Genomic DNA, 18,346 nt, shown 5'->3' with positions numbered 1-18,346 from the left:
GTCAGCTGCTTCTTCCGCCAGGTCACTCACGCTTCCATCTCAGGACGTCACTACGGCTCCCACCCGGGGCGCACCCGCCCCCGTACAGGTGCACCTGCGCCGGACGAGCGCGGCCGTACACCCTGCGGCAGTCCGGGTGATTCGCTGACTCGGCATGCCCGCTGCCACGCGCGGCGCCTGAACCTGTACCTGTCTGACCACCTCACCCGCCCGGAGGAACCACGCATGTTCCGTCCCTTGCACGCGGTGCTCGCGTCCATGGACCGCCTGACAGACAGGGGCGAGAGTGCGTCCATCCCCACGCCTCCCACCCGCACCGTCATCCGGGCCATGGTCGCGGCGACCGCCGTGGTGGTCGCCGTGGGCCTGCTGACCGGGAACCCAGTGTTCCTCCTCGGCCTGCTCGTGTTTCTGCCGGCGTTCGCCGCCGCACTGTGCACCCCCCGCCAGACAGCGCTGGTCTCCGCCTGGGTGAGCGCCGTGGTCCTCGTACCCGTGGTGCTTCAGCCGGGCGGAGAACGGATCGACGATGCTGTCCTGGCTCTGCTCGTCGTCGCCTTCGACGCGATGGCCGTCTACGGCTCCCGGGTGCGGATCACGCGGGAAGAGGAGCTGGTGCGACTGCGGTCCTCCGCGGCCGCAATGCAACGGCAAATCCTCCGGCCGTTGCCGGTGCTCACCGACGACGTTCTGGTAGATGGCGTGTACGAGCCAGTGCAGCAGGACGAGCTCGTCGGCGGCGACATTTACGAGGTCGCCGCCACCCCCTGGGGCACCCGGGTGCTGATCGGTGACGTCCAGGGGAAGGGGCTCGCCGCCATCGGTGCGGCCATCGCCGTCGTCGGCGCCTTCCGCGAGGCCGCGCATCGCGAGGCGACGCTGACCGCGCTCGTCGACGCCCTCGAGGCAGCGGTCGTCCGCCATAACGACTACAGCCGACCACGCGGTGAGCCGGAGCGATTCGTGAGCGCTCTGGTCGTCGGAGTGGACAAGGGCGCCGAGGCTCAGATTGTCGTCTGCGGTCACCCCCCGCCCTATGTGCTGCACGGTGAAGCCGTCACCACCGTCACCGCCGTCGCCACACAGCAGGAGCACGTGCCGCTCGGCCTGGAATCCCTGGTTGACGAGCCGCGCATGGTCACCTGGTTCGGCTTCCCCGTCGGGTCCACGCTGCTGCTGTGCACCGACGGTCTGACCGAGGCCCGCGCGCCCGGAGGCGGTTTCTATCCGCTGGAGGCGCGCCTCGGCGGCTGCACCGACATCACTGCCAGCCGACTCACCCGCTCTCTCGTCGCCGACATGCGTGACTTCACCGCCGGTACGCAGCAGGACGACGTCGCGGTCCTTGCCGTACGCCGCTCCCCGCATCAGCCACTGGAGCTGCACTCTGACGGCGTTCTTCCGGCGGACGCCCTGCGATGACGCGCTGACCGCGCGCTGCAACAGCGGGCGCCCAGCGAATCCGGCCAGCGCTACCGGCGGACTGCCCCCACATGGCCGTGGGGAGCTCAGGGCCGGCGAGCCTGCTTCAGCCGTAGTTCCTGGACGCCTCGACCATCCGGGCCTGTCACGCCCAGGACAGCGGGCGAGACGACGCCGGACCAGCCAGTGATCATCCCCCGCCAATCCGGGCTGGTGAGCGTGGCCTGACTCGATGACCGTCCGCCCGTGGGCGCCGTCGTACCTCAGGGGTACCGCGTCTCATACATCTGCTGGGGTACGCCTGGTGTCGTCTCGGGACTGACGTTTTGGGCCTGGTCGCGCATGCACGATCAACGGCATGAACGCACCTCGCTCTTCCGGACGGGTCACGACCGCGATCGTCGGCGCTCTCGTCGGAGCTGCCGCCGGAATTCTGCTGGTCTCGGCCGCCGGGGCCCTGGCCTTGGAGATCGACGGCCTGTTCGCCGGCCTGGCGATCGGCGCGCCTGCCCTGTGCGGCGCCGTGGTGGGCGCGTTCCTCATGCCCGGCAACTCACGCTCGAATCCGAGGTAGTCACCATGTCTCCCAACCGCGGCGCACCCGCGCCCCTTGCCCCGCCTGCACCACCAGGCCGAGAAGGCCGACGAGCCAAAGCGCGCGTCGGCCGGTTCGGCGCCATGGCCGACTGGGCCCAGCGTCACCGCTGGGCCGCCCTGCTGCTCTGGGTGGCCGTCCTGGCCGCCGTCACCTTGGGCTCGACGGCCGCCGGCGCCGCGTACAAGAACAACTTCGCGCTGCCGGGCACCGACTCGCAGACGGCCACCGACCTGTTCACGAAGCACGGTTCGAGCCAGGCCGGGGACAGTGTCGAGATCGTCCTCAAGGACACCCAGGGCATCGACCAGCCCAAGGCCGCCGTGGAGAAGATGCTGGCCGAGGTCGAGCAGCTGCCGGGCGTCGCCGAGGTGCGCAGCCCTTACGCCGACGCCGCTGCCGTGTCCAAGGACGGCACGATCGGCTACGCCACCGTCACGCTCGACGGCAAGACCGAGGCCGTGCCGAAGGCGCAGGTCGCCAAGATCATCGAAACCGCCCAGGACATCGAGTCAGGCAGTCTCCAGGTCGAGCTCGGTGGCGAGGCCGTGCGCGGTGCCGAGGAGAAGGAAGCCCCGATCGCGGAAATGGCCGGCATCGTGGCCGCTGTGATCATCCTCGGGCTGCTCTTCGGCTCCCTGGTGGCGGCCGCCGTGCCGCTGGTCACTGCCCTCTTCGCGGTCGGCTCGGCCCTCGGGCTGATCATTTTCGCCTCGCACATCTTCACCATCGCCGACTTCACGCCGCCCATCACGATGCTCGTCGGGCTCGGCGTCGGCATCGACTACGCCCTGCTGATCTTCTACCGCTACCGGCAGGAACTCACCGACGGCGCCGAGCCGGACCAAGCCACCCGTAAGGCCCTGGACGCCGCAGGACGTACGGTGTTCTTCGCCGGCTGCACGGTGATCATTGCCCTGCTGGGGCTGGTCGCGCTCGGTCTCGGCTCGCTGCAGGGTGTGGCCCTTTCCCTGGCGCTGACCGTGCTGACCACCATGGCCGCCTCGCTGGTCCTGCTGCCCGCACTCCTTGCGATCCTCGGCAAGCGCATCCAGCGCCATGTGCTCAAGCACGCGGCCAAGACCGAGGCCAAGGGCAAGGCCGAAGGACGCCGCTGGAGGGCCCTGGCCTCGGCGGTACAGCGTCGGCCGTTGCCGGCTCTGGTGGCCGCCACCATCGCCCTGCTGGCGCTGTCCGCACCGGCTCTGGGCATGCGGCTCGGCTTCGCCGACGCGGGCAACGATCCGAAGACCATGACTTCCCGGCAGGCGTACGACCTGCTCACTGAGGGCTTCGGCCCGGGCTTCAACGGTCCGCTGATCGTCCTTGCGCAAGGAGACGCGGCAGCAGGCAAGACCGTGTCGGCCGCACTGGCCAAGACCGAGGGTGTGGCGGCGGCCAGCCCTGCGGTGCCCTCCGAGGATGGCGCCCTGTCCACCGTGTTCGTCTATCCGACGACGAAACCGCAGGACAAGGGCACTGCCGACCTGGTGCACCACCTGCGCGAGGACGTGGCCCCGAAACTCGAGCAGGACACCGGCGCCAATGTCCTGGTGGGCGGTGCCGTCGCAGGCTCCCAGGACTTCTCGGAGACCGTCGCCAAGCGGATGCCGATCTTCATCGCCGTCGTGGTCGGGCTGTCGTCCCTGCTCCTGATGATGGTCTTCCGGTCGATCCTGATTCCCCTCAAGGCAGCGTTGCTGAACCTGATCTCGATCGCCGCCGCGCTCGGCGCCATGACCCTGGTGTTCCAGCACGGTTTGTTCGGGGTGCAGCCGGGCCCGATCGAAGCCTTCCTTCCCGTGCTGATCTTCGCGATCGTGTTCGGGCTCTCCATGGACTACGAGGTGTTCCTCGTCGGGCGAATGCACGAGGAGTGGGAACGTACGAAGGACCATTCCCTCGCGGTACGGGAAGGACTGGCCTCCACCGGCAAGGTGATCACGGCGGCAGGCGCCATCATGATCGTGGTGTTCGGCGCCTTCATGCTGAGCGCCGACCGGATGCTCCAACAGTTCGGCCTGGGTCTCGCGGTGGCGATCTTGATGGACGCGCTGGTCATCCGCTGCCTGATGGTGCCGGCCCTCATGCAGATGATGGGCAAGTGGGCCTGGTGGCTGCCCGCCCCGCTCGCCCGGTGGCTGCCCAAGGTGACGCTCGAAGCCCCTGCGGACAGCCCACCAGCGGCCAAGGTGACCGCAGCTCCTTGATCGGCAGATTGCCATGATCGCCGCTGCACGTTGATCAGGCGGCGCCACGTCCACGCGCTGGGCCCGGGCGGAAGCCCGTCCGAGCCCAGCGCGTGCATGGCAGATGCGCACAGCCGAACCCGGGCGCTGTGCGCCCCAACGACACGGACATCGCGGCAGCAAGAGCAGCCTGCCGCCGGGCGGGCTGCCCGCTGTCGCGCTCGTGCGCGATCACCTGCCATGCGAGGCCGTGCCCCGCACCAAGGGTCCATCACAGGAGGACGGTCGCACATGGCCATCACCAGCCGGCACATCACTGCCGTCGCCAACTTCTTCGACGCCCGGTTGTTCCGCGACAGCGGCGGCCACGCACGCCACGATGCAGCCGCGCCCGGCGCGTCCTTCATACAAGCCGCACCGACCGGCTCGCCCACGCCACATCGCGGCGCAGGTGTGGTGCGGCCGATGAAACCAAGACACGTTTCCCGCGCTCTTGCGGCCGCCACCCAGGCGGGGGTGGCCGTTTCCCTGGTCGGGGCCACTGCCCTGCACGTGGGTTGGGCCCACAAATTCGACGCGGTCCGGCAGACGGTGAGCGATTACGCGCTCGACGATGATGCGCACCAGGTCTTTGCAGCCACGGTGGCGTGCCTGTCGGTGGGATCGATGTCGCTCCTTGCCTCGGCCGTGCGTTCCCGTTTCCCGGTGGGGGGAGCGCCGACGGTGCTGCTGGGCACTTGGTGCGCTGGTCTTGCACTGTGCGCAGCCTTCAGGACCGACCCCGGTCGACAGCCCGACCACGGTCGGCGGCCTGGTGCACCGCTGGGCCTGTGCCGCAGCAGTCACAGCACTGCCGGCCGGCGGGCTGCTCATCGCTCGGCGGATCGGTCGCCACCCCGCCTTGAAGGCAAGGGCCCGCTCGCTGCGGCTCATGTCTTGGGCAAGCACCGCGGCCGGTGCATCGTTCCTGGCCACGTATCTGTGCTGTGATGTGTTTTGTATGCCAGGCACGGCAGAGCTGCAGAGCCTGGTCACCATGGAGGCCATGGCCGCCGGCAAGCCGGTGGTCGCCGCCGCTGCTATGGCGCTGCCCCATCTGGTGCATCACGGATATAACGGCTGTCTCTATCCTCCCGGTGACATCTCGGCCCTGACCGCAGCTCTCGCCTCTGTCCTGGACGGTGCCGAGGAGCGAGTGCGGATGGGCGAGGCAAGCCGGACCCTCATCGCCGAGCACGACATCACCCATACTCTGACCGCTTTCGAGGGTCTCTATGAGCGGGCGGCTCGAGTCCTGCGCGGCCTTCCCACGCCCCGCCTCCCCGCCACCGCTCACCCTGACCGGCATGGATACGCAGCGCATTCTGATCGCTGGTGATGAACCGAGGAGGGCTGGTACTGCCGCCGCCACTCTTCGTCGTGGCCACTCAGCACCCTCGGGGGAAGTTCACCCGACGGTCGTTCTCCTGCTGGCGGTGGCCCACTGGTACCTCAGTACCAGTGGGCCCTCGAAGAGTGGCCCGCGGTCCCAGTGATTCGGCCTTTCCCGCCCGTAGCGTCGAAAGCAGAGGTCACGGCCCTTCCGTGGCCGTGATCGGAGTGGAGAAAGGGTGACCTCGATGATCGAAGCGCACGAGCTGACCAAGCGCTACGGCGACAAGACGGCCGTGGACCGTCTGAGCTTTTCTGTCAAACCCGGTGAAGTGACCGGCTTCCTCGGCCCCAACGGCGCGGGCAAGTCGACAACCATGCGCATGATCGCCGGTCTCGATGCCCCTACCGGGGGCTCAGTCACCGTCAATGGTCGCGCCTACGCGGAGCACCCGGCGCCGCTGCACGAGATCGGCACTCTGCTCGAGGCCAAGTCCGTCCACCCGGGGCGCAGCGCACGTAACCATCTGATGGCGCTGGCACACACGCACGGCATCGCGCGCCGCCGGGTGGACGAAGTGATCGAGCTGGCCGGATTGACCAGTGTGGCAGGCAAGCGGGTGGGCGCCTTCTCACTCGGCATGGGGCAGCGGCTCGGCATCGCCGCAGCACTCCTGGGCGATCCGGAGATCGTCATGCTGGACGAGCCGGTCAACGGCCTGGACCCGGAGGGCGTGCTGTGGGTGCGCAACCTTCTTCGCGGGATGGCTGACGAGGGCCGGGCGGTGATGCTCTCCTCGCACCTGATGAGCGAAATGGCGCTGATCGCCGACCACTTGATCATCGTCGGCCGCGGACGGCTGCTCGCGGACACCACGCTGGACGATTTCACGAGGACGGCCGCCGGAGGTGGCGTGAAGGTCGTCACCGACCAGGCGGAGCGGCTGCGCTCGCTCATCGCCGGCCCGGATGTGGTGATCACCTCCGACTCCGCCGAGGAGTTGGTGGTCTCCGGGCGCACCGCCCGGGAGATCGGAATGATTGCCGCCTCGCACGGGGTGCCGCTGTCTGAGCTGACCTCGCAGGCCGCTTCCCTGGAGACGGCCTTCATGGACCTCACCCGCGACGCTGTGGAGTACCACAGCGCACCCGCCGACCACGCGGCCACCGACCGACAGGCGGCATGATGACTACCTCTTCTCTTTCCGAGGCACCTGCCGCTGCGACGCCGGTGGGCAAGGTGACGCCCCGCGGGGTTGTGAGCTCGGAGTGGCTCAAGTTCTGGTCGTTGCGCTCCAGTTGGATCGCCCTGGCTGCCTCCCTGGTCGTGCTGCTCGCCTTCGGGGTGATCGCTTCCGCCACCTACAGTCCCCCCACGGCAGGGAACTCCGATCAGGGCATGGGCGACGGTTCCAGTGACGCGGTCAGCCTGGCCCTGATGGGCACGCCGTTGGTGTCGCTGGTCGTGGGCTCGCTGGGAGTGCTGCTGTTCGCAGGCGAGTACAGCACGGGCATGATCCGCTCCACGCTTACTGCGGTCCCCACGCGGCTGCCGGTGCTGTTCGCCAAGAGTGCCGTGGTGGCGCTGCTGGTGCTGGTCCTTACCACGATCGGCGCGCTGATGGCGTTCGCGCTGGGCACGATCGGCCTGGACGGCGAGAAGATCTCCCTGTCGCTGGGGGATGAGGGTGTGCTGCGCAGCCTGCTCGGTTTCGGGGTCTATGTGGCTCTGGTGGCGGCGTTCGGTGTGGCTCTGGGCGCGCTGCTGCGCTCTCCTGCCGGGGGTATCTCCTCCCTGCTCGGCATCATGATGATCCTGCCCAATCTGACCTCGCTGCTGCCAGACTCGATGGCCGACGCGCTCGAGCCGCGCTTCCCCAGCACGGCTGGAGAGGCCATGTTCTCCCTGCACCAGTCGGCTGATTCCCTCTCGCCCGGTGGCGGGTTCGTGGTCTTCGCCGGCTGGGTGGCTCTCGCACTCGCCGCGGCGGCCTTCCGGCTGAAGCGGACCGACGTCTGAGCAGGTAGGAGACAAGCGAAATCATGAGTCGGCACCGCGCGGCCTTCGCCGCGGACCGGGTACGGGGGGCGGCTTCCTCGCCGCCCCCCGGACCCGAGGCCGGCGGGGGACATCCCCTGCTGGACTGGCTGCTGCGACGCCAGCGCCGCCTCAAGCAGCTGGGCCAGCAGTATCCCTGGCTGCTCGACACCGCGGTTGTGCTGATCATCGCGGTGATCGGCCTGACCGACCTGTTCTCCGACGGCGGCAGAGACGGCCCCTTCGGGGTGACCGATGGCCGCGACGACCTGCCGGCCGCCCTCTCCTACGTGGTGTCCGCCGCCCTTATCGTGCCGCTGTGGTGGCGCCGCCGCGCCCCGGCCTCCGTGTATTTCGTGATCGCGCTGGTCGCCCTCGTCCAAGGGGTGCTGGGCCTGCAATTGGCGGCCAGCATCGCCGCGTTCATCGCTCTGTACACCATGGCCCGCTACGGTTCCCTGCGGCTGCTGGGCTGGGTCGCCGCCGTAGCCATCGCGCAGGAAACGGTTCCGGTTCTCGTCCTGCTGCCGACTGAACGCTGGCTGCAGAGCCTGTTCTTCGAGCTGGGGACGATGACTGCCGCTGCCGCCGTCGGGCTGATGCTGCGTACCCGCCAGCTGTATCTGACCGCGCTGGAAGACCGTGCCCGACGGCTGGAGATCGAACGCGACCAGCGTGAACAGCTCACCGTCGCCGCCGAACGTTCCCGCGTCGCCCGCGAGATGCACGACATCGTCGGCCACAATCTCTCCGTCATGATCAGTGTCGCCGACGGCGCCGCCAGCCTTGCCGCCAACAGCGGCGAGCAGTCCGAACAGGCCCTGCGTATCCTCGGCGACACCGGCCGCCAGGCTATGAGCGAACTACGGCGCGTCCTGGGCGTCCTGCGCGAGAAGCAGCACGGCGACCGGCCGCTCAGCCCGCAGCCCGGCATCCGCGATCTGGACGCCCTGCTGGCGCGGGTCCGCACCGCGGGACTGGGCGTCACCTACCGGAGCGTGGGCAACCTCGACACTCTCGGCAGCAGCGTGCAGCTGACCGTCTACCGCATCGTCCAGGAAGCCCTGACCAACACCCTCAAGCACGCCGGTGCAGGCTCCACCGCCGAGGTTGCCGTGACCGCGGACGCCGGACAGGTCCGCATCCGGATCGCCGACACCGGAGCCCCACTGGAGGTACCCGGGCCGGGGCCGCAGCCCGACGACCCCGGGCACGGCCTGGTCGGCATCCGCCAGCGGGCCGCCCTGTACGGCGGCACCGCCACCATCGGCCCGCGCGACGACCGGCCCGGCTGGATCGTCGACGTCGCACTCCGCACATCCGACGAGCCTGCCCCGCCGGCACCAGGAGAAGACCCGCTGCCATGACCACGGTGCTGATCGCGGACGACCAGCCCCTGCAGCGCATGGGCTTCCGCATGCTCATCGAGGGCACCCCCGACCTGACCTGCGTCGGCGAGGCCGAGCACGGCGCGGAGGCCGTCCGCATGGCAGCCGAACTGCGCCCCGACGTCGTCCTGATGGACATCCGCATGCCCGGCATGGACGGCCTGGAGGCAACCCGCCGGATCACCGCCGCCGGCGGTCGGACCCACATCCTCATCGTGACCACCTTCGACCTCGACGAGTACGCCCACGACGGACTGCGCGCCGGAGCCAGCGGCTTCCTGCTCAAGGACGCACGCCCCGAGGAGATCGTCGCCGGCATCCACGCGGTCGCCACCGGCGACGCCGTCGTGGCCCCCAGCCTGACCCGGCGCCTGCTGGACGCCTACGCCCATCAGGTCCTCGCCCCGAGCAGCACCCCTGCCACCGAAGACCCCCGGCTGGCCACCCTCAGCGGCCGTGAGCGGGAGGTGCTTATGGCCATCGGCCGGGGCTGGAACAACACAGAGATCGCCGAACGGCTCGTCCTCACCGAATCCACGGTGAAGAAGCACGTCGGCCGGGTCCTCGCCAAGATCGGAGCCAGGGACCGCATCCAGGCCGTCATCTTCGCGTACGACGCAGGACTGGTTCGGACAAGGCCGTAGCAGCCGTGCCGCGGGTCTGCTGGGGCGCCAGCCCTGAGCCTGAAGTTCAACCTTTGCATGCTTTGAGTCGTCTGCCTGCCGCCATACTCTGGGGCCGCTTGGTCGTTCTGCCGACGCTGTGACGGATGGCAGGACGTCGGTTCTTCGAGCCAATTGGCCTTCTTGGCACGGGTGTTGAACGTCCCGTTGCATGGGCTGGGCAGCAGGTGCGGGCGGAGGGTGCGAAACCTGGGCTGGACACGGGCCAGGTTGAACCGGGCAGGTGGTGGTCGCCCCACTGGGCAATCAGCAAGCCGCAGTGTGTCAAACTACTTGATATGCATGACCATGAAGATCAGCCGCTGGGCTTCCTGCTCTACCAGGTGATGGCCGCTCTGCGTCCGCTGGTGGCCGCGGAGCTCCAGCCGTTCGGCATCGGATTGCCGGAGTTCGTGTGCATGCGCAACTTGTCTATGTTCCCGTCTCAGTCCAACGCCGAGCTGGCCCGCCATGCCGGCGTGTCGCCGCAGGCGATGAACAAGGTCGTGCGGGACCTGCAGGAGATGGGCGTGATCGCGCGGCCGGCTACCGTGTCGTCGGGCAGGAGCCTGCCCGCCCGGCTGACACCCAAGGGCAGGGCCCTGTTGAAGCGGGCCGAAGTGGCAGTGCGCGTCGCCGATGAACGCCTGATGGCCCAACTCGAGTCCGGCGAGCGCCATGAGCTCAAGAAGCTGCTCCACGCGATCGATGCGCGCAACGTCGGGGCTGGGGAATCGGCGGTTCGATCACGCCGGAACGGAGCGAAGTAGCGGCCAGGCGTCGCGAGTGCAGCGAGGCGTCGGGCTCCGGGGACGGCGTGAGTGACGATGCGCTGCGGTTGATGGGACCGATGTGTCAGATGGGTTGATATTGCAACCTTGCGATCATCGACATTGAGGAGGCCCGGGGGGCTGATTTCGTTGGGCGCGTCGACGATGGCAACCACGTGGTGCCTATGGTCAAGTTCCGAGACGGCATCACCTCGACCAACCCCAGCCTCGCACAGATCAAGCAGCGCTCGCGGCGATCGGCTGGCCGAGGCCGCGCGACGGACGACCGCGCGGTCGCGCGCTGGTCGGCGCCGACCGGGCTCCAGGTGCAGCGCTGGTCCGTCGCAGAGTGAGGGGTAACAGCTGCGCGCCGGGGCCCCGCTGTCACGCTTGGTCGACGACGGTCAGCTCGCGCCGTCGGGTCCCCAGCCGCTCGGCGCCCGTCTCGGTCACGACGACGGTGTCGCCCCACGTGACATCGTGGGTTCGCGGGGATGGGACGGGAGCCTCGGGTACCTCAAGGAACGGCTTGAGGATGAATGTGGTGTTCGCCGTGATCGGTAGCTCGGCCACGTGGGACCGGTCGCGGTTGGGAATGAGCAGTGGTCCGTCGTTGCCGAGTCCGCGGCCGTGGAGGAGGGTGAGCATGTGTCCGTCGTCCGCGCCCGCTACGGACTCCACGGCTGCGAAGACGTCACCCCACTGTTTCCCCGGCCGCATCGTTTCCACGGCGATGTCGAACGCCGCGGCGTTGCGCTCGAAGATGTCGCGCGCCCGGGCCGAGGGGGATCCGACCACCAGGGGCTGGGCAACCTGGGCCTGGTAGCCCCGGATCTCGGGCATCAGCTCCGTGGCGACGTACGTGCCCCGCTCGAGGACTCCCGGCGGCGGGGTTACGTATCGATGCCGCATTGCGCCCCAAGGGCCGGGTGCCCAGGCGATGTGCAGTACGTCTGCGCCGGCCCGGACTTGCGCCAACAGCATCTGCCCGAACACCTCGGCCTGGGCTACGCCCTCTCTGGCCGAGGCCGCCATCGCAGCGAGCGATGCCTCGCCCACGCGCACGCTGGCGGCCAGGCGGGCGATCTCCTCTGCGCCCTTGACGTACCGTGCGCGTCCAAGGATTGCGGTCCCGTCGACGATGTTCTCGCCGCCGACGGCTTCTGCGATGCGTGACACCGTGGTGTGTGCGGCATAACCCTCGGGCTGCCGCACTGACGAGTACTCGTCGCCGCGTAGCCCGGCGATCGCCGTGCGTCGGCCGACGAGGCCGCGCCGGCGAAGCACCTCGGCGGTGACCAGCCCGTACTCGGGAGCAGTCGAGCCGAACGGTGTCGCGCTCATCCGGTCGTCGATCCAGTGTGGACGCTCCACGGCATAGTTGCTGTGCTCACCGCCTAGGATCAGGATCGGGTCGCCCTCTCGCGGAAATATGGTGACGCCGATCGTGTCGGCGATGTAGAGCGAGTCCGAGGTGACCCAGGCGGGCAGGACGATCAGCAGCTCCACGCCCTCCTCGTCCATCAAGGCCCGCAGGCGACCCCAGCGCCGATCCCGCTCCACCGTGCTGAACATCGGTTCGTTGATAGGCGCGGGGATACCCAAGACCCCCTGGACGCCACGCATAGCCTGCACGGTTTTCTCCCTACGTCCGGATCTGGTCGATCTACCGCTCCTAGGGCGACGGAGCGCAGTCCTCTCATGGGTCGGCGTGACACGGCCCGGCTTTCCACGGCCGGCGCCGGGTGACGTCGGACGTGGCACGGCCGCCTGACCGTCGGGTGGTCGACGCTCTTCCCGAGGTGACGATTCCACCGCTGCACACACGGATCTCCGGTGCGCCACAGCGCCATCAGAACACTAACATTATTGTCAACAATTCGGCGGTGATTGCGTAGGTCGCCTGGCTCCGGTGTGGCGTGCCCCTGTTGCCGAGATGGCGTGCAGGGATCCGGCGGAATTCTGGTTGCTCGCTCGGCTACTGCGAGAGCAGTAGGTCAAAGCCTGCTGTGAGGGGACGCGTGGGGCGTGCCCCGCCGACGACTATGCATCTACTGAGGGTCTGCCGTCTGGCCCGAGCCGCCCCCTGTTGCCCCTCCGGTCTGCCGGAGGGGGCCCGCAGGAGTAAATATCAACTTCGTTGACATATGTCAGTAACGTTGATAGGTCTGAGGTGTGGTCGGCGCCACGTCGCGTTGCGAATCACCCAGCCGCTACGAGAGGAAACTCCTTCATGTCCGAAAAGCCTCATGTCGATTTCTGGTTCGACTCACTGTGTCCGTGGAGCTGGCTCACCTCCCGATGGCTCCTCGAGGCGCAGAAGGTCCGCGACTTCGAGGTGACGTGGCACGTGATGAGCCTGGTCGTGCTCAATGAAGGCGACCTGCCCCACCAGCTGAATGACCCGGAGATGCTGCGCAAGGTGTACGCGCCGGTGCGCGTGGCCGCGGCGGTGGAGGATGCCTACGGCCGTGAGATGCTCGGCCCGCTCTACACCGCGATCGGCTCGCGGATCCACCACGCCGGCAACAAGGGATTCAAGGACGTCGTCGCGCGTGACTTCGATGTGCTGATCGCGGACGCCCTCGCCGAGGTCGGTCTGCCCGCTGAGCTGGCGGAGGCGGCGGCGGACCCCACGTGGGACGCCGCGCTGAAGAAGAGCAACAGTGAGGGCATGGACGTGCCCGGCGGTGGTATCGGCACTCCGACTCTCCACATCAACGGTGTGGCGTTCTTCGGGCCGGTGATCGGCCGGATCGTCCCGCCGGGGGAGGAGGCCGGCAAGCTGTGGGACGCCGTCCTGACGCTCGCTTCCTGTCCGGACTTCTGGGAGCTCAAGCGCGACCGCGCAGACCTCGAGCCGGACTTCGGCTGAGCTGCGGGCTTGGGCGCTCGGAACTTGGTGGCTGAGGGCCTTCAGTAACCGAGGTGCAGAGCCTCAGCCAGTCTGCTGCGACGAGCGATCACCTCTCCTTGCGGCTACGTCCGATGTCGCACGCCGCGCAGTTCGTGTGCACGATCGTGCGCCCGCGTTGAGCCGCCGCACCGGCGGCGAAGGCGCTGACCTGCAAAAAACCATCCACTAGAGCACGGTCTGAACCTGACTCAAGACATTGGGTGAGCGGCCGTGACTCGATCCCCATCGCACCCGATTTCATCTCACTGAGAGGTATGCCATGTCCGACAAGGCCCGTGCCGACTTCTGGTTCGACCCGTTCTGCCCGTGGAGCTGGATCACGTCCCGCTGGCTCCTGGAGGCGAGGGCGGTCCGTGACTTCGAGGTGTCGTTCCACCTCCTGAGCCTGGCGATCCTCAATGAGGATGACCTTCCTACCCAGTTCAGCAACCCGAAGATCATGGCGAAGGCGTGGGCGCCGGTCCGGGTGTTGGCGGCCGCCGAGCGCGCGCACGGCGCGGAGATCGTGGAGCCGCTCTACGCCGCGTTGGGCTCGCGCATCCACAACGGCGACAACAAGGCCTTCGGCGACCTGCTGAAGAAGGACTTCGACAAGATCATCGCGGAGGCGCTTGCCGAGGTCGATCTGCCGGCCGAGCTGGCTGACGCCGCCACCTCGGAGGAGTACCAGGAGTCGCTGCGCGCGAGCACTGACCAGGGCGTGAAGGCGCCCGGCGCCATCGCCGGCGTCCCGACCATCCACATCAACGGTGTCGCGGTGTTCGGTCCGGTGCTCTCTCGCATCCCTCGGGGCGAAGAGGCCGGCAAGCTGTGGGATGCCGTACTGACACTCGCTTCCTATCCGGATTTCTGGGAGATCAAGCGCCAGCAGCCCGAGGACCTGACGCCTGACGTCAGCTGAAGCGGAGAGGGCTGCGAACATGAAGACTGAAGCGTTCCGGCGAACCGGGCCGCTGCAACCAGCCGAACTTGCGCACGCGGCGGTGATGGCAGCCCTCTGCAGCGCCATCGCAGTCACCGCCGCCGCGCTGCCGTTCGCAGCCCCGCTTCTGACGCTCGGCACCGTGCCGATGGCTCTGCTGGCGTTCCGCCACCGTCTTCGGGTGCTCGGAGCAGCGGCGATCGCCAGCACCATCGTCACGTTCCTCGTCGTCGGCCTGGCAGGTCCCTGCGTGATAGTGATCTGTGCCTACATCGGTGGCCTGGTCGGCTTCGTGAAGCGTCGGGGCGGAGGCATCTGGAGCATCTCCATCGCCGCCGTCACGGCGGGCGCCGTCTTTGGGGTCGGTGTCGCAGCCTTGGTGGCAGTGCTCTCGGCATTCCGGAGCGTGATCTTCGAGCTCATCACCGGCTACTCCGACGGCGTCGCGAACATCCTCAGCGTGGTGCCCGCGCTGGAGTCGGTCGGCGACTGGGTGCGCGACGCCGCGGCGACGCTGATCGACTACTGGCCGATCTTCGTCATCTCGACCTCGATGGTCATCATGACCATCATCAACATGGTCGCCTGGTGGGCCGTGTCGCGAGTGTTCGCCCGACTCGGCAGCGTTCCAGACGTCCACCAACTGGACTTCGCCCACGACGACCGCCCGGTCGCACCCGTGCCGGTCACCTTGCGCGACGCCTGCTTCCGCTACCCCGGTACGGTCCAGGACGCTGTCGGCCCGCTGAACCTGACCATCAAGTCGGGGGAGCACGTGGCCGTCACCGGTGCCAACGGGTCCGGCAAGACGACTCTCATGCTGATGCTCTCCGGTCGTGAGGCCACATCAGGCGCCCTCGACCGCCCCGGGGCGGTCGGTCTTGGCCAGTTCGGTGGGACCGCAGTGGTCATGCAGCACCCGGAGAGCCAGGTCCTCGGTACCCGCGTCGTCGACGACGTCGTGTGGGGTCTCCCGTCCGGCGTCTCCGTCGACGTTGACCGCTTGCTCGCCGAGGTAGGTCTTGCGGAGCTGGGTGAACGCGACACCGGAGCCCTGTCGGGCGGCGAGCTCCAACGTCTTGCGGTCGCTGCAGCGCTTGCTCGGGAGCCGCGCCTCTTGATCGCCGACGAGATCACCAGCATGGTCGACCAGCCTGGCCGGGACACGCTCATCGACATGTTGACAGGGCTGACCCAGCGCCACGACATGGCGATCGTCCACATCACCCACTTCAACGACGAGGCCTGCACCGCCGATCGCATCGTCAACCTGACTGGCAACGAGGACAACGTCGACATGGTGGTCTCGGCGCCCGTCCCGGCCGCCAAGCTCGCGCCGAGCCACCGCAGCGGTCAACCACTGCTCGAGTTGCGGGGCGTCGGACACGAGTACGGCAGCGGCACCCCGTGGGCATCGACGGCCCTCCACGACATCGACCTTACGATCGGCGAAGGTGACGGCGTGCTGATCCACGGGCTGAACGGCTCGGGAAAGTCGACACTCGCGTGGATCATGGCTGGACTCGTGGAGCCGACGAAGGGCAGCTGCCTGCTGGACGGCAGTCCGGTGTCAGACCAAGTGGGTGCGGTCGCGATGTCGTTCCAGGCCGCTCGGCTCCAGCTGATGCGTGCCAGCGTCGAGTTCGAGATCGCTTCGGCGTCCGGGTTCGACCCCGGCGACCACAGCCGCGTGGAGCGCGCCCTGGTCACTGTCGGTCTGGACCCCGCGTTGGCGAATCGCCGTATCGACCAGCTCAGCGGCGGTCAGATGCGGCGTGTGGTACTTGCCAGCCTGCTGGCCCGTGAGCCGCGTGCGATCATCCTCGACGAACCACTTGCGGGCCTCGACGCTGCGAGTTCGCGTGGCTTGTTGGCGCTGCTCACCGAGTTGCGCCGGGACACAGGACTCACGGTGATCGTCATCTCCCACGACTTCTCCGGGCTCGACGAGCTGTGTCCGCGCACTCTGCAGCTGCACAAGGGCACACTCGTGCCGGCGCCGACTCACACCGGAGGCGCTCGATGACCGCGGCACAGACCGAATCCGTCAGGAAGCGCAGGCGTACCAAGCCGTTGGTGCTGCTGCGTCCGGTTCCCGGGAACTCACCCGTCCACCGTTTGTGGGCAGGTACCAAGCTGATCGTCGTGGCGGTCTTCTCGGTGCTGCTGGTGTCCTTCCCTACCTGGACGACGAGCGGACTGCTCGCTGTGTTCGCGCTGGCCGTGGGCAGGCTGGCCGGCGTCACGCGGGGAGTGCTGCCCACGATGCCGCCCCTGCTGTGGGTGCTCCTGCTCATCGGCGGCGTGGCGTTCGGCGCCGCAGGCGGTGACCCGGCCGGTCTTGGCGGCCTGCTCGGCTACCTGCAGTTGCTCCTGCTGACAGCCTCGCTGATGGGGATCTGCGCACTGGTGTCGTGGACGACCAACGTCTCGGAGGTCGCGCCCGCTGTCTCGAAGCTGGGCCTTCCGTTCAAGGCGTTGCGGTTTCCGATCGATGACTGGGCGGTGACCCTCGCGCTGACCCTGCGGGCGTTCCCGATCCTGAGCCAGGAGTTCCGTGTGCTTTTCGCTGCACGGCGGTTGCGCCCACGTGTTGCTGCGACGACCCGGCGGGAGCGCTGGCGTCGACGCAGAAGCGAGATGATCGACATGCTGGCCACCGCGATGACGGCCTCGCTCAGGCGCGCCGATGAGATGGGCGACGCGATCACGGCCCGGGGGGGCTCGGGCCAGATTTCAGCCCAGCCGTCGCGGCCGACGTCGAGAGACGCCGTCGCCTTCGCCGTGGTGCTGGCCGTGTGCGTGGTGTCCGTCCTGGTCCAGGTCACGACTGGCAGTTGAAGGCGGTCTCGGGTTCGAGCGGATCCGGATGGCGGAAACCTGTGCCGGGCCCCCGGGCGCGTTCGAAGGAGGTTCGACCAGATGAATGTTGTTGCTGACGTCGTGAGCGCCAGCCGCGCACTCGCGACCACTGGCCTGTCCGACATGGTGTGGGGCCACGCCTCAGTCCGCGATCCTGAGGGTAGGGGCGCCTGGATGAAAGCTTCGGGATTCGGCTTCGATGAGATCAACGAGGACCGGGTTGTCCTGGTCTCGCCGGAGGGCAAGGTGCTGCGGGGAACCGGGAACCGGCATCTGGAATTCCCCATCCACACCGAGATCCTCGCTCGCCGTGCAGATGTCGCGGCAGTGGTGCACACGCACGCTCCCGCGCTGAGCGCCTTCTCCTCGCTCCAGCGCGAGCTCCTGCCCATCTCCCACGATGCAGTGCCGTTCGCCCATCCGCAGTTGCCGCGGTTCACGGTCACAGGAGCATTGATCGTGACCAGGGACCTGGGCCGAGAGCTTGCCCAGGGGCTCGGTGACGCCAACGCGATACTGATGCCGCACCACGGCGCCGTGACGGTCGGCCCGGACATTGCGACGGCCGTCATGTACGCGGTGCTGCTCGAGCGCGCCTGCCACACCCAGCTCCTCGCTGAGGCTGCCGGCGGCGTACTCACTGCATCGAACGAGGCCGAGACCCGGTTCAAGCGTGAGCAGATCTGGAACCCACACCAGATCAAAGCCGGGTGGGAGTACTTGGTGCGCCGTGCACACAGCTAGGCGTGGGGCCAGCCCCGACGCGCGGATGGGGCCTCGTGGCCGAGGAGTGAGGTGGAGCGATGGTGACACCGGTCTGAGCACACATGCGACGGCCGTACAGGGGGAGGGCCCTCCCTCCTTGCGCCTTTGCGGAGGCAGGTCGCGCCGCCCGCCCTGCAGGGGAGTCGCTCCCGGCAGGATGTGCTGCGCCAGCAATCCGCTGAGGATGGCGGGAGCACCAGATCAGCCGATTGCGCGCCGTGGCTCCGCCAGCATTTGGTCGCCGAGATCGCATGGCCCGATCCCGGCCTGGTCGACCGCCTGATCCACGGTGCCCACAGGCACACGACGCGCCGCGCAGACGAGTTGGCTGCCGCCATCGCCTATGTCGCCGGACTCGGCGTCAGCCCTTACATCGCCAGCGCCACGCAGATCTCCTTGACGGCGGTCGCTCGCGACTCGGGCCTGGAGCAAGGCCGCACGTGCC

17 protein-coding genes are annotated in these 18,346 nt (G+C 68.3%); 16 read left to right on the top strand and 1 reads right to left on the bottom strand.

The features are described 5' to 3' along the window. Nucleotides 1–225: 225 nt before the first annotated feature. The 11 genes from OHT21_RS06110 to OHT21_RS06055 all read left to right on the top strand — a co-directional run bounded on the left by OHT21_RS06110 (nt 226) and on the right by OHT21_RS06055 (nt 10,788). The gene (locus OHT21_RS06110) at nt 226–1,422 is read left to right on the top strand and encodes a PP2C family protein-serine/threonine phosphatase (RefSeq protein WP_328767217.1); all 1,197 of its coding nucleotides are present in this window, start codon (nt 226–228) and stop codon (nt 1,420–1,422) included. Nucleotides 1,423–1,780: 358 nt separating this feature from the next. After that, complete coding sequence (locus tag OHT21_RS06105) at nt 1,781–1,996, top strand: hypothetical protein (RefSeq protein WP_328767216.1); 216 nt, start codon at nt 1,781–1,783, stop codon at nt 1,994–1,996. Nucleotides 1,997–2,001: 5 nt separating this feature from the next. Continuing rightward, nucleotides 2,002–4,227, top strand: coding sequence for an MMPL family transporter (locus OHT21_RS06100; RefSeq protein ID WP_443050321.1), 2,226 nt, complete (start codon nt 2,002–2,004; stop codon nt 4,225–4,227). Nucleotides 4,228–4,497: 270 nt separating this feature from the next. After that, the gene (locus tag OHT21_RS06095) at nt 4,498–5,196 is read left to right on the top strand and encodes a DUF998 domain-containing protein (RefSeq protein ID WP_328767214.1); all 699 of its coding nucleotides are present in this window, start codon (nt 4,498–4,500) and stop codon (nt 5,194–5,196) included. Between the two features lie 10 nt (nt 5,197–5,206). Beyond that, nucleotides 5,207–5,584 (top strand): glycosyltransferase, encoded by a 378-nt coding sequence (locus tag OHT21_RS06090; RefSeq protein ID WP_328767213.1) that lies wholly within the window; start codon nt 5,207–5,209, stop codon nt 5,582–5,584. A 241-nt stretch (nt 5,585–5,825) separates the two neighbouring features. Then, nucleotides 5,826–6,764: an ATP-binding cassette domain-containing protein gene (locus OHT21_RS06085; RefSeq protein WP_328767212.1), complete on the top strand. Its 939-nt coding sequence runs from the start codon at nt 5,826–5,828 to the stop codon at nt 6,762–6,764. Beyond that, nucleotides 6,761–7,597 carry an ABC transporter permease gene (locus OHT21_RS06080; protein WP_443050320.1) on the top strand — a complete coding sequence of 279 codons (837 nt, stop codon included), beginning with the start codon at nt 6,761–6,763 and terminating at the stop codon, nt 7,595–7,597. Before OHT21_RS06085 ends, OHT21_RS06080 begins: the two co-directional genes overlap by 4 nt. Before the next feature lie 23 nt (nt 7,598–7,620). Further along, the gene (locus tag OHT21_RS06075) at nt 7,621–8,982 is read left to right on the top strand and encodes a sensor histidine kinase (protein ID WP_328767210.1); all 1,362 of its coding nucleotides are present in this window, start codon (nt 7,621–7,623) and stop codon (nt 8,980–8,982) included. Next, entirely contained in the window at nt 8,979–9,647 is a 669-nt protein-coding gene (locus OHT21_RS06070; RefSeq protein WP_328767209.1) for a response regulator transcription factor, read from the top strand. Before OHT21_RS06075 ends, OHT21_RS06070 begins: the two co-directional genes overlap by 4 nt. 317 nt (nt 9,648–9,964) lie before the next feature. After that, on the top strand, nt 9,965–10,435 hold the full coding sequence (locus OHT21_RS06060) for a MarR family winged helix-turn-helix transcriptional regulator (protein ID WP_328767208.1): 471 nt from the start codon (nt 9,965–9,967) through the stop codon (nt 10,433–10,435). Nucleotides 10,436–10,620: 185 nt separating this feature from the next. Next, nucleotides 10,621–10,788: a hypothetical protein gene (locus tag OHT21_RS06055; RefSeq protein WP_328767207.1), complete on the top strand. Its 168-nt coding sequence runs from the start codon at nt 10,621–10,623 to the stop codon at nt 10,786–10,788. Between the two features lie 31 nt (nt 10,789–10,819). On the opposite strand, the gene OHT21_RS06050 is transcribed toward OHT21_RS06055, so the two are convergent. Next, complete coding sequence (locus tag OHT21_RS06050) at nt 10,820–12,010, bottom strand: M24 family metallopeptidase (RefSeq protein ID WP_328767206.1); 1,191 nt, start codon at nt 12,008–12,010, stop codon at nt 10,820–10,822. 658 nt (nt 12,011–12,668) lie between these two features. On the opposite strand from OHT21_RS06050, the gene OHT21_RS06045 reads away from it, so the two are divergent. From OHT21_RS06045 to OHT21_RS06025, 5 genes are all read left to right on the top strand, one after another. After that, on the top strand, nt 12,669–13,310 hold the full coding sequence (locus tag OHT21_RS06045; RefSeq protein ID WP_328767205.1) for a mycothiol-dependent nitroreductase Rv2466c family protein: 642 nt from the start codon (nt 12,669–12,671) through the stop codon (nt 13,308–13,310). Nucleotides 13,311–13,611: 301 nt separating this feature from the next. Then, a complete protein-coding gene (locus tag OHT21_RS06040; protein ID WP_328767204.1) occupies nt 13,612–14,253 on the top strand; it encodes a mycothiol-dependent nitroreductase Rv2466c family protein in 642 nt (213 codons plus the stop codon). Nucleotides 14,254–14,272: 19 nt separating this feature from the next. Next, nucleotides 14,273–16,300, top strand: a complete 2,028-nt coding sequence (locus OHT21_RS06035) for an ATP-binding cassette domain-containing protein (protein ID WP_328767203.1) — start codon at nt 14,273–14,275, stop codon at nt 16,298–16,300. After that, nucleotides 16,297–17,115 (top strand): energy-coupling factor transporter transmembrane protein EcfT, encoded by an 819-nt coding sequence (locus OHT21_RS06030; protein ID WP_328767202.1) that lies wholly within the window; start codon nt 16,297–16,299, stop codon nt 17,113–17,115. Before OHT21_RS06035 ends, OHT21_RS06030 begins: the two co-directional genes overlap by 4 nt. 81 nt (nt 17,116–17,196) lie before the next feature. Next, nucleotides 17,197–17,880 (top strand): class II aldolase/adducin family protein, encoded by a 684-nt coding sequence (locus tag OHT21_RS06025; protein ID WP_328767201.1) that lies wholly within the window; start codon nt 17,197–17,199, stop codon nt 17,878–17,880. Nucleotides 17,881–18,346 lie beyond the last annotated feature (466 nt).

The organism is Streptomyces sp. NBC_00286 (assembly GCF_036173125.1).
In the GTDB taxonomy this organism is placed as follows: Bacteria; Actinomycetota; Actinomycetes; order Streptomycetales; family Streptomycetaceae; genus Streptomyces.
Note: the sequence above shows the minus strand (reverse complement) of the source record. Positions and strands in the feature narration are given on the sequence as shown.

What these genes read in the sequence shown, in the direction of transcription:
- OHT21_RS06110 (WP_328767217.1), top strand. Translation starts at nt 226, where the DNA reads ATGTTCCGTCCCTTGCACGCGGTGCTCGCGTCCATGGACCGCCTGACA.
- OHT21_RS06105 (WP_328767216.1), top strand. Translation starts at nt 1,781, where the DNA reads ATGAACGCACCTCGCTCTTCCGGACGGGTCACGACCGCGATCGTCGGC.
- OHT21_RS06100 (WP_443050321.1), top strand. Translation starts at nt 2,002, where the DNA reads ATGTCTCCCAACCGCGGCGCACCCGCGCCCCTTGCCCCGCCTGCACCA.
- OHT21_RS06095 (WP_328767214.1), top strand. Translation starts at nt 4,498, where the DNA reads ATGGCCATCACCAGCCGGCACATCACTGCCGTCGCCAACTTCTTCGAC.
- OHT21_RS06090 (WP_328767213.1), top strand. Translation starts at nt 5,207, where the DNA reads ATGCCAGGCACGGCAGAGCTGCAGAGCCTGGTCACCATGGAGGCCATG.
- OHT21_RS06085 (WP_328767212.1), top strand. Translation starts at nt 5,826, where the DNA reads ATGATCGAAGCGCACGAGCTGACCAAGCGCTACGGCGACAAGACGGCC.
- OHT21_RS06080 (WP_443050320.1), top strand. Translation starts at nt 6,761, where the DNA reads ATGATGACTACCTCTTCTCTTTCCGAGGCACCTGCCGCTGCGACGCCG.
- OHT21_RS06075 (WP_328767210.1), top strand. Translation starts at nt 7,621, where the DNA reads ATGAGTCGGCACCGCGCGGCCTTCGCCGCGGACCGGGTACGGGGGGCG.
- OHT21_RS06070 (WP_328767209.1), top strand. Translation starts at nt 8,979, where the DNA reads ATGACCACGGTGCTGATCGCGGACGACCAGCCCCTGCAGCGCATGGGC.
- OHT21_RS06060 (WP_328767208.1), top strand. Translation starts at nt 9,965, where the DNA reads ATGCATGACCATGAAGATCAGCCGCTGGGCTTCCTGCTCTACCAGGTG.
- OHT21_RS06055 (WP_328767207.1), top strand. Translation starts at nt 10,621, where the DNA reads ATGGTCAAGTTCCGAGACGGCATCACCTCGACCAACCCCAGCCTCGCA.
- OHT21_RS06050 (WP_328767206.1), bottom strand. Translation starts at nt 12,010, where the DNA reads ATGTTCAGCACGGTGGAGCGGGATCGGCGCTGGGGTCGCCTGCGGGCC.
- OHT21_RS06045 (WP_328767205.1), top strand. Translation starts at nt 12,669, where the DNA reads ATGTCCGAAAAGCCTCATGTCGATTTCTGGTTCGACTCACTGTGTCCG.
- OHT21_RS06040 (WP_328767204.1), top strand. Translation starts at nt 13,612, where the DNA reads ATGTCCGACAAGGCCCGTGCCGACTTCTGGTTCGACCCGTTCTGCCCG.
- OHT21_RS06035 (WP_328767203.1), top strand. Translation starts at nt 14,273, where the DNA reads ATGAAGACTGAAGCGTTCCGGCGAACCGGGCCGCTGCAACCAGCCGAA.
- OHT21_RS06030 (WP_328767202.1), top strand. Translation starts at nt 16,297, where the DNA reads ATGACCGCGGCACAGACCGAATCCGTCAGGAAGCGCAGGCGTACCAAG.
- OHT21_RS06025 (WP_328767201.1), top strand. Translation starts at nt 17,197, where the DNA reads ATGAATGTTGTTGCTGACGTCGTGAGCGCCAGCCGCGCACTCGCGACC.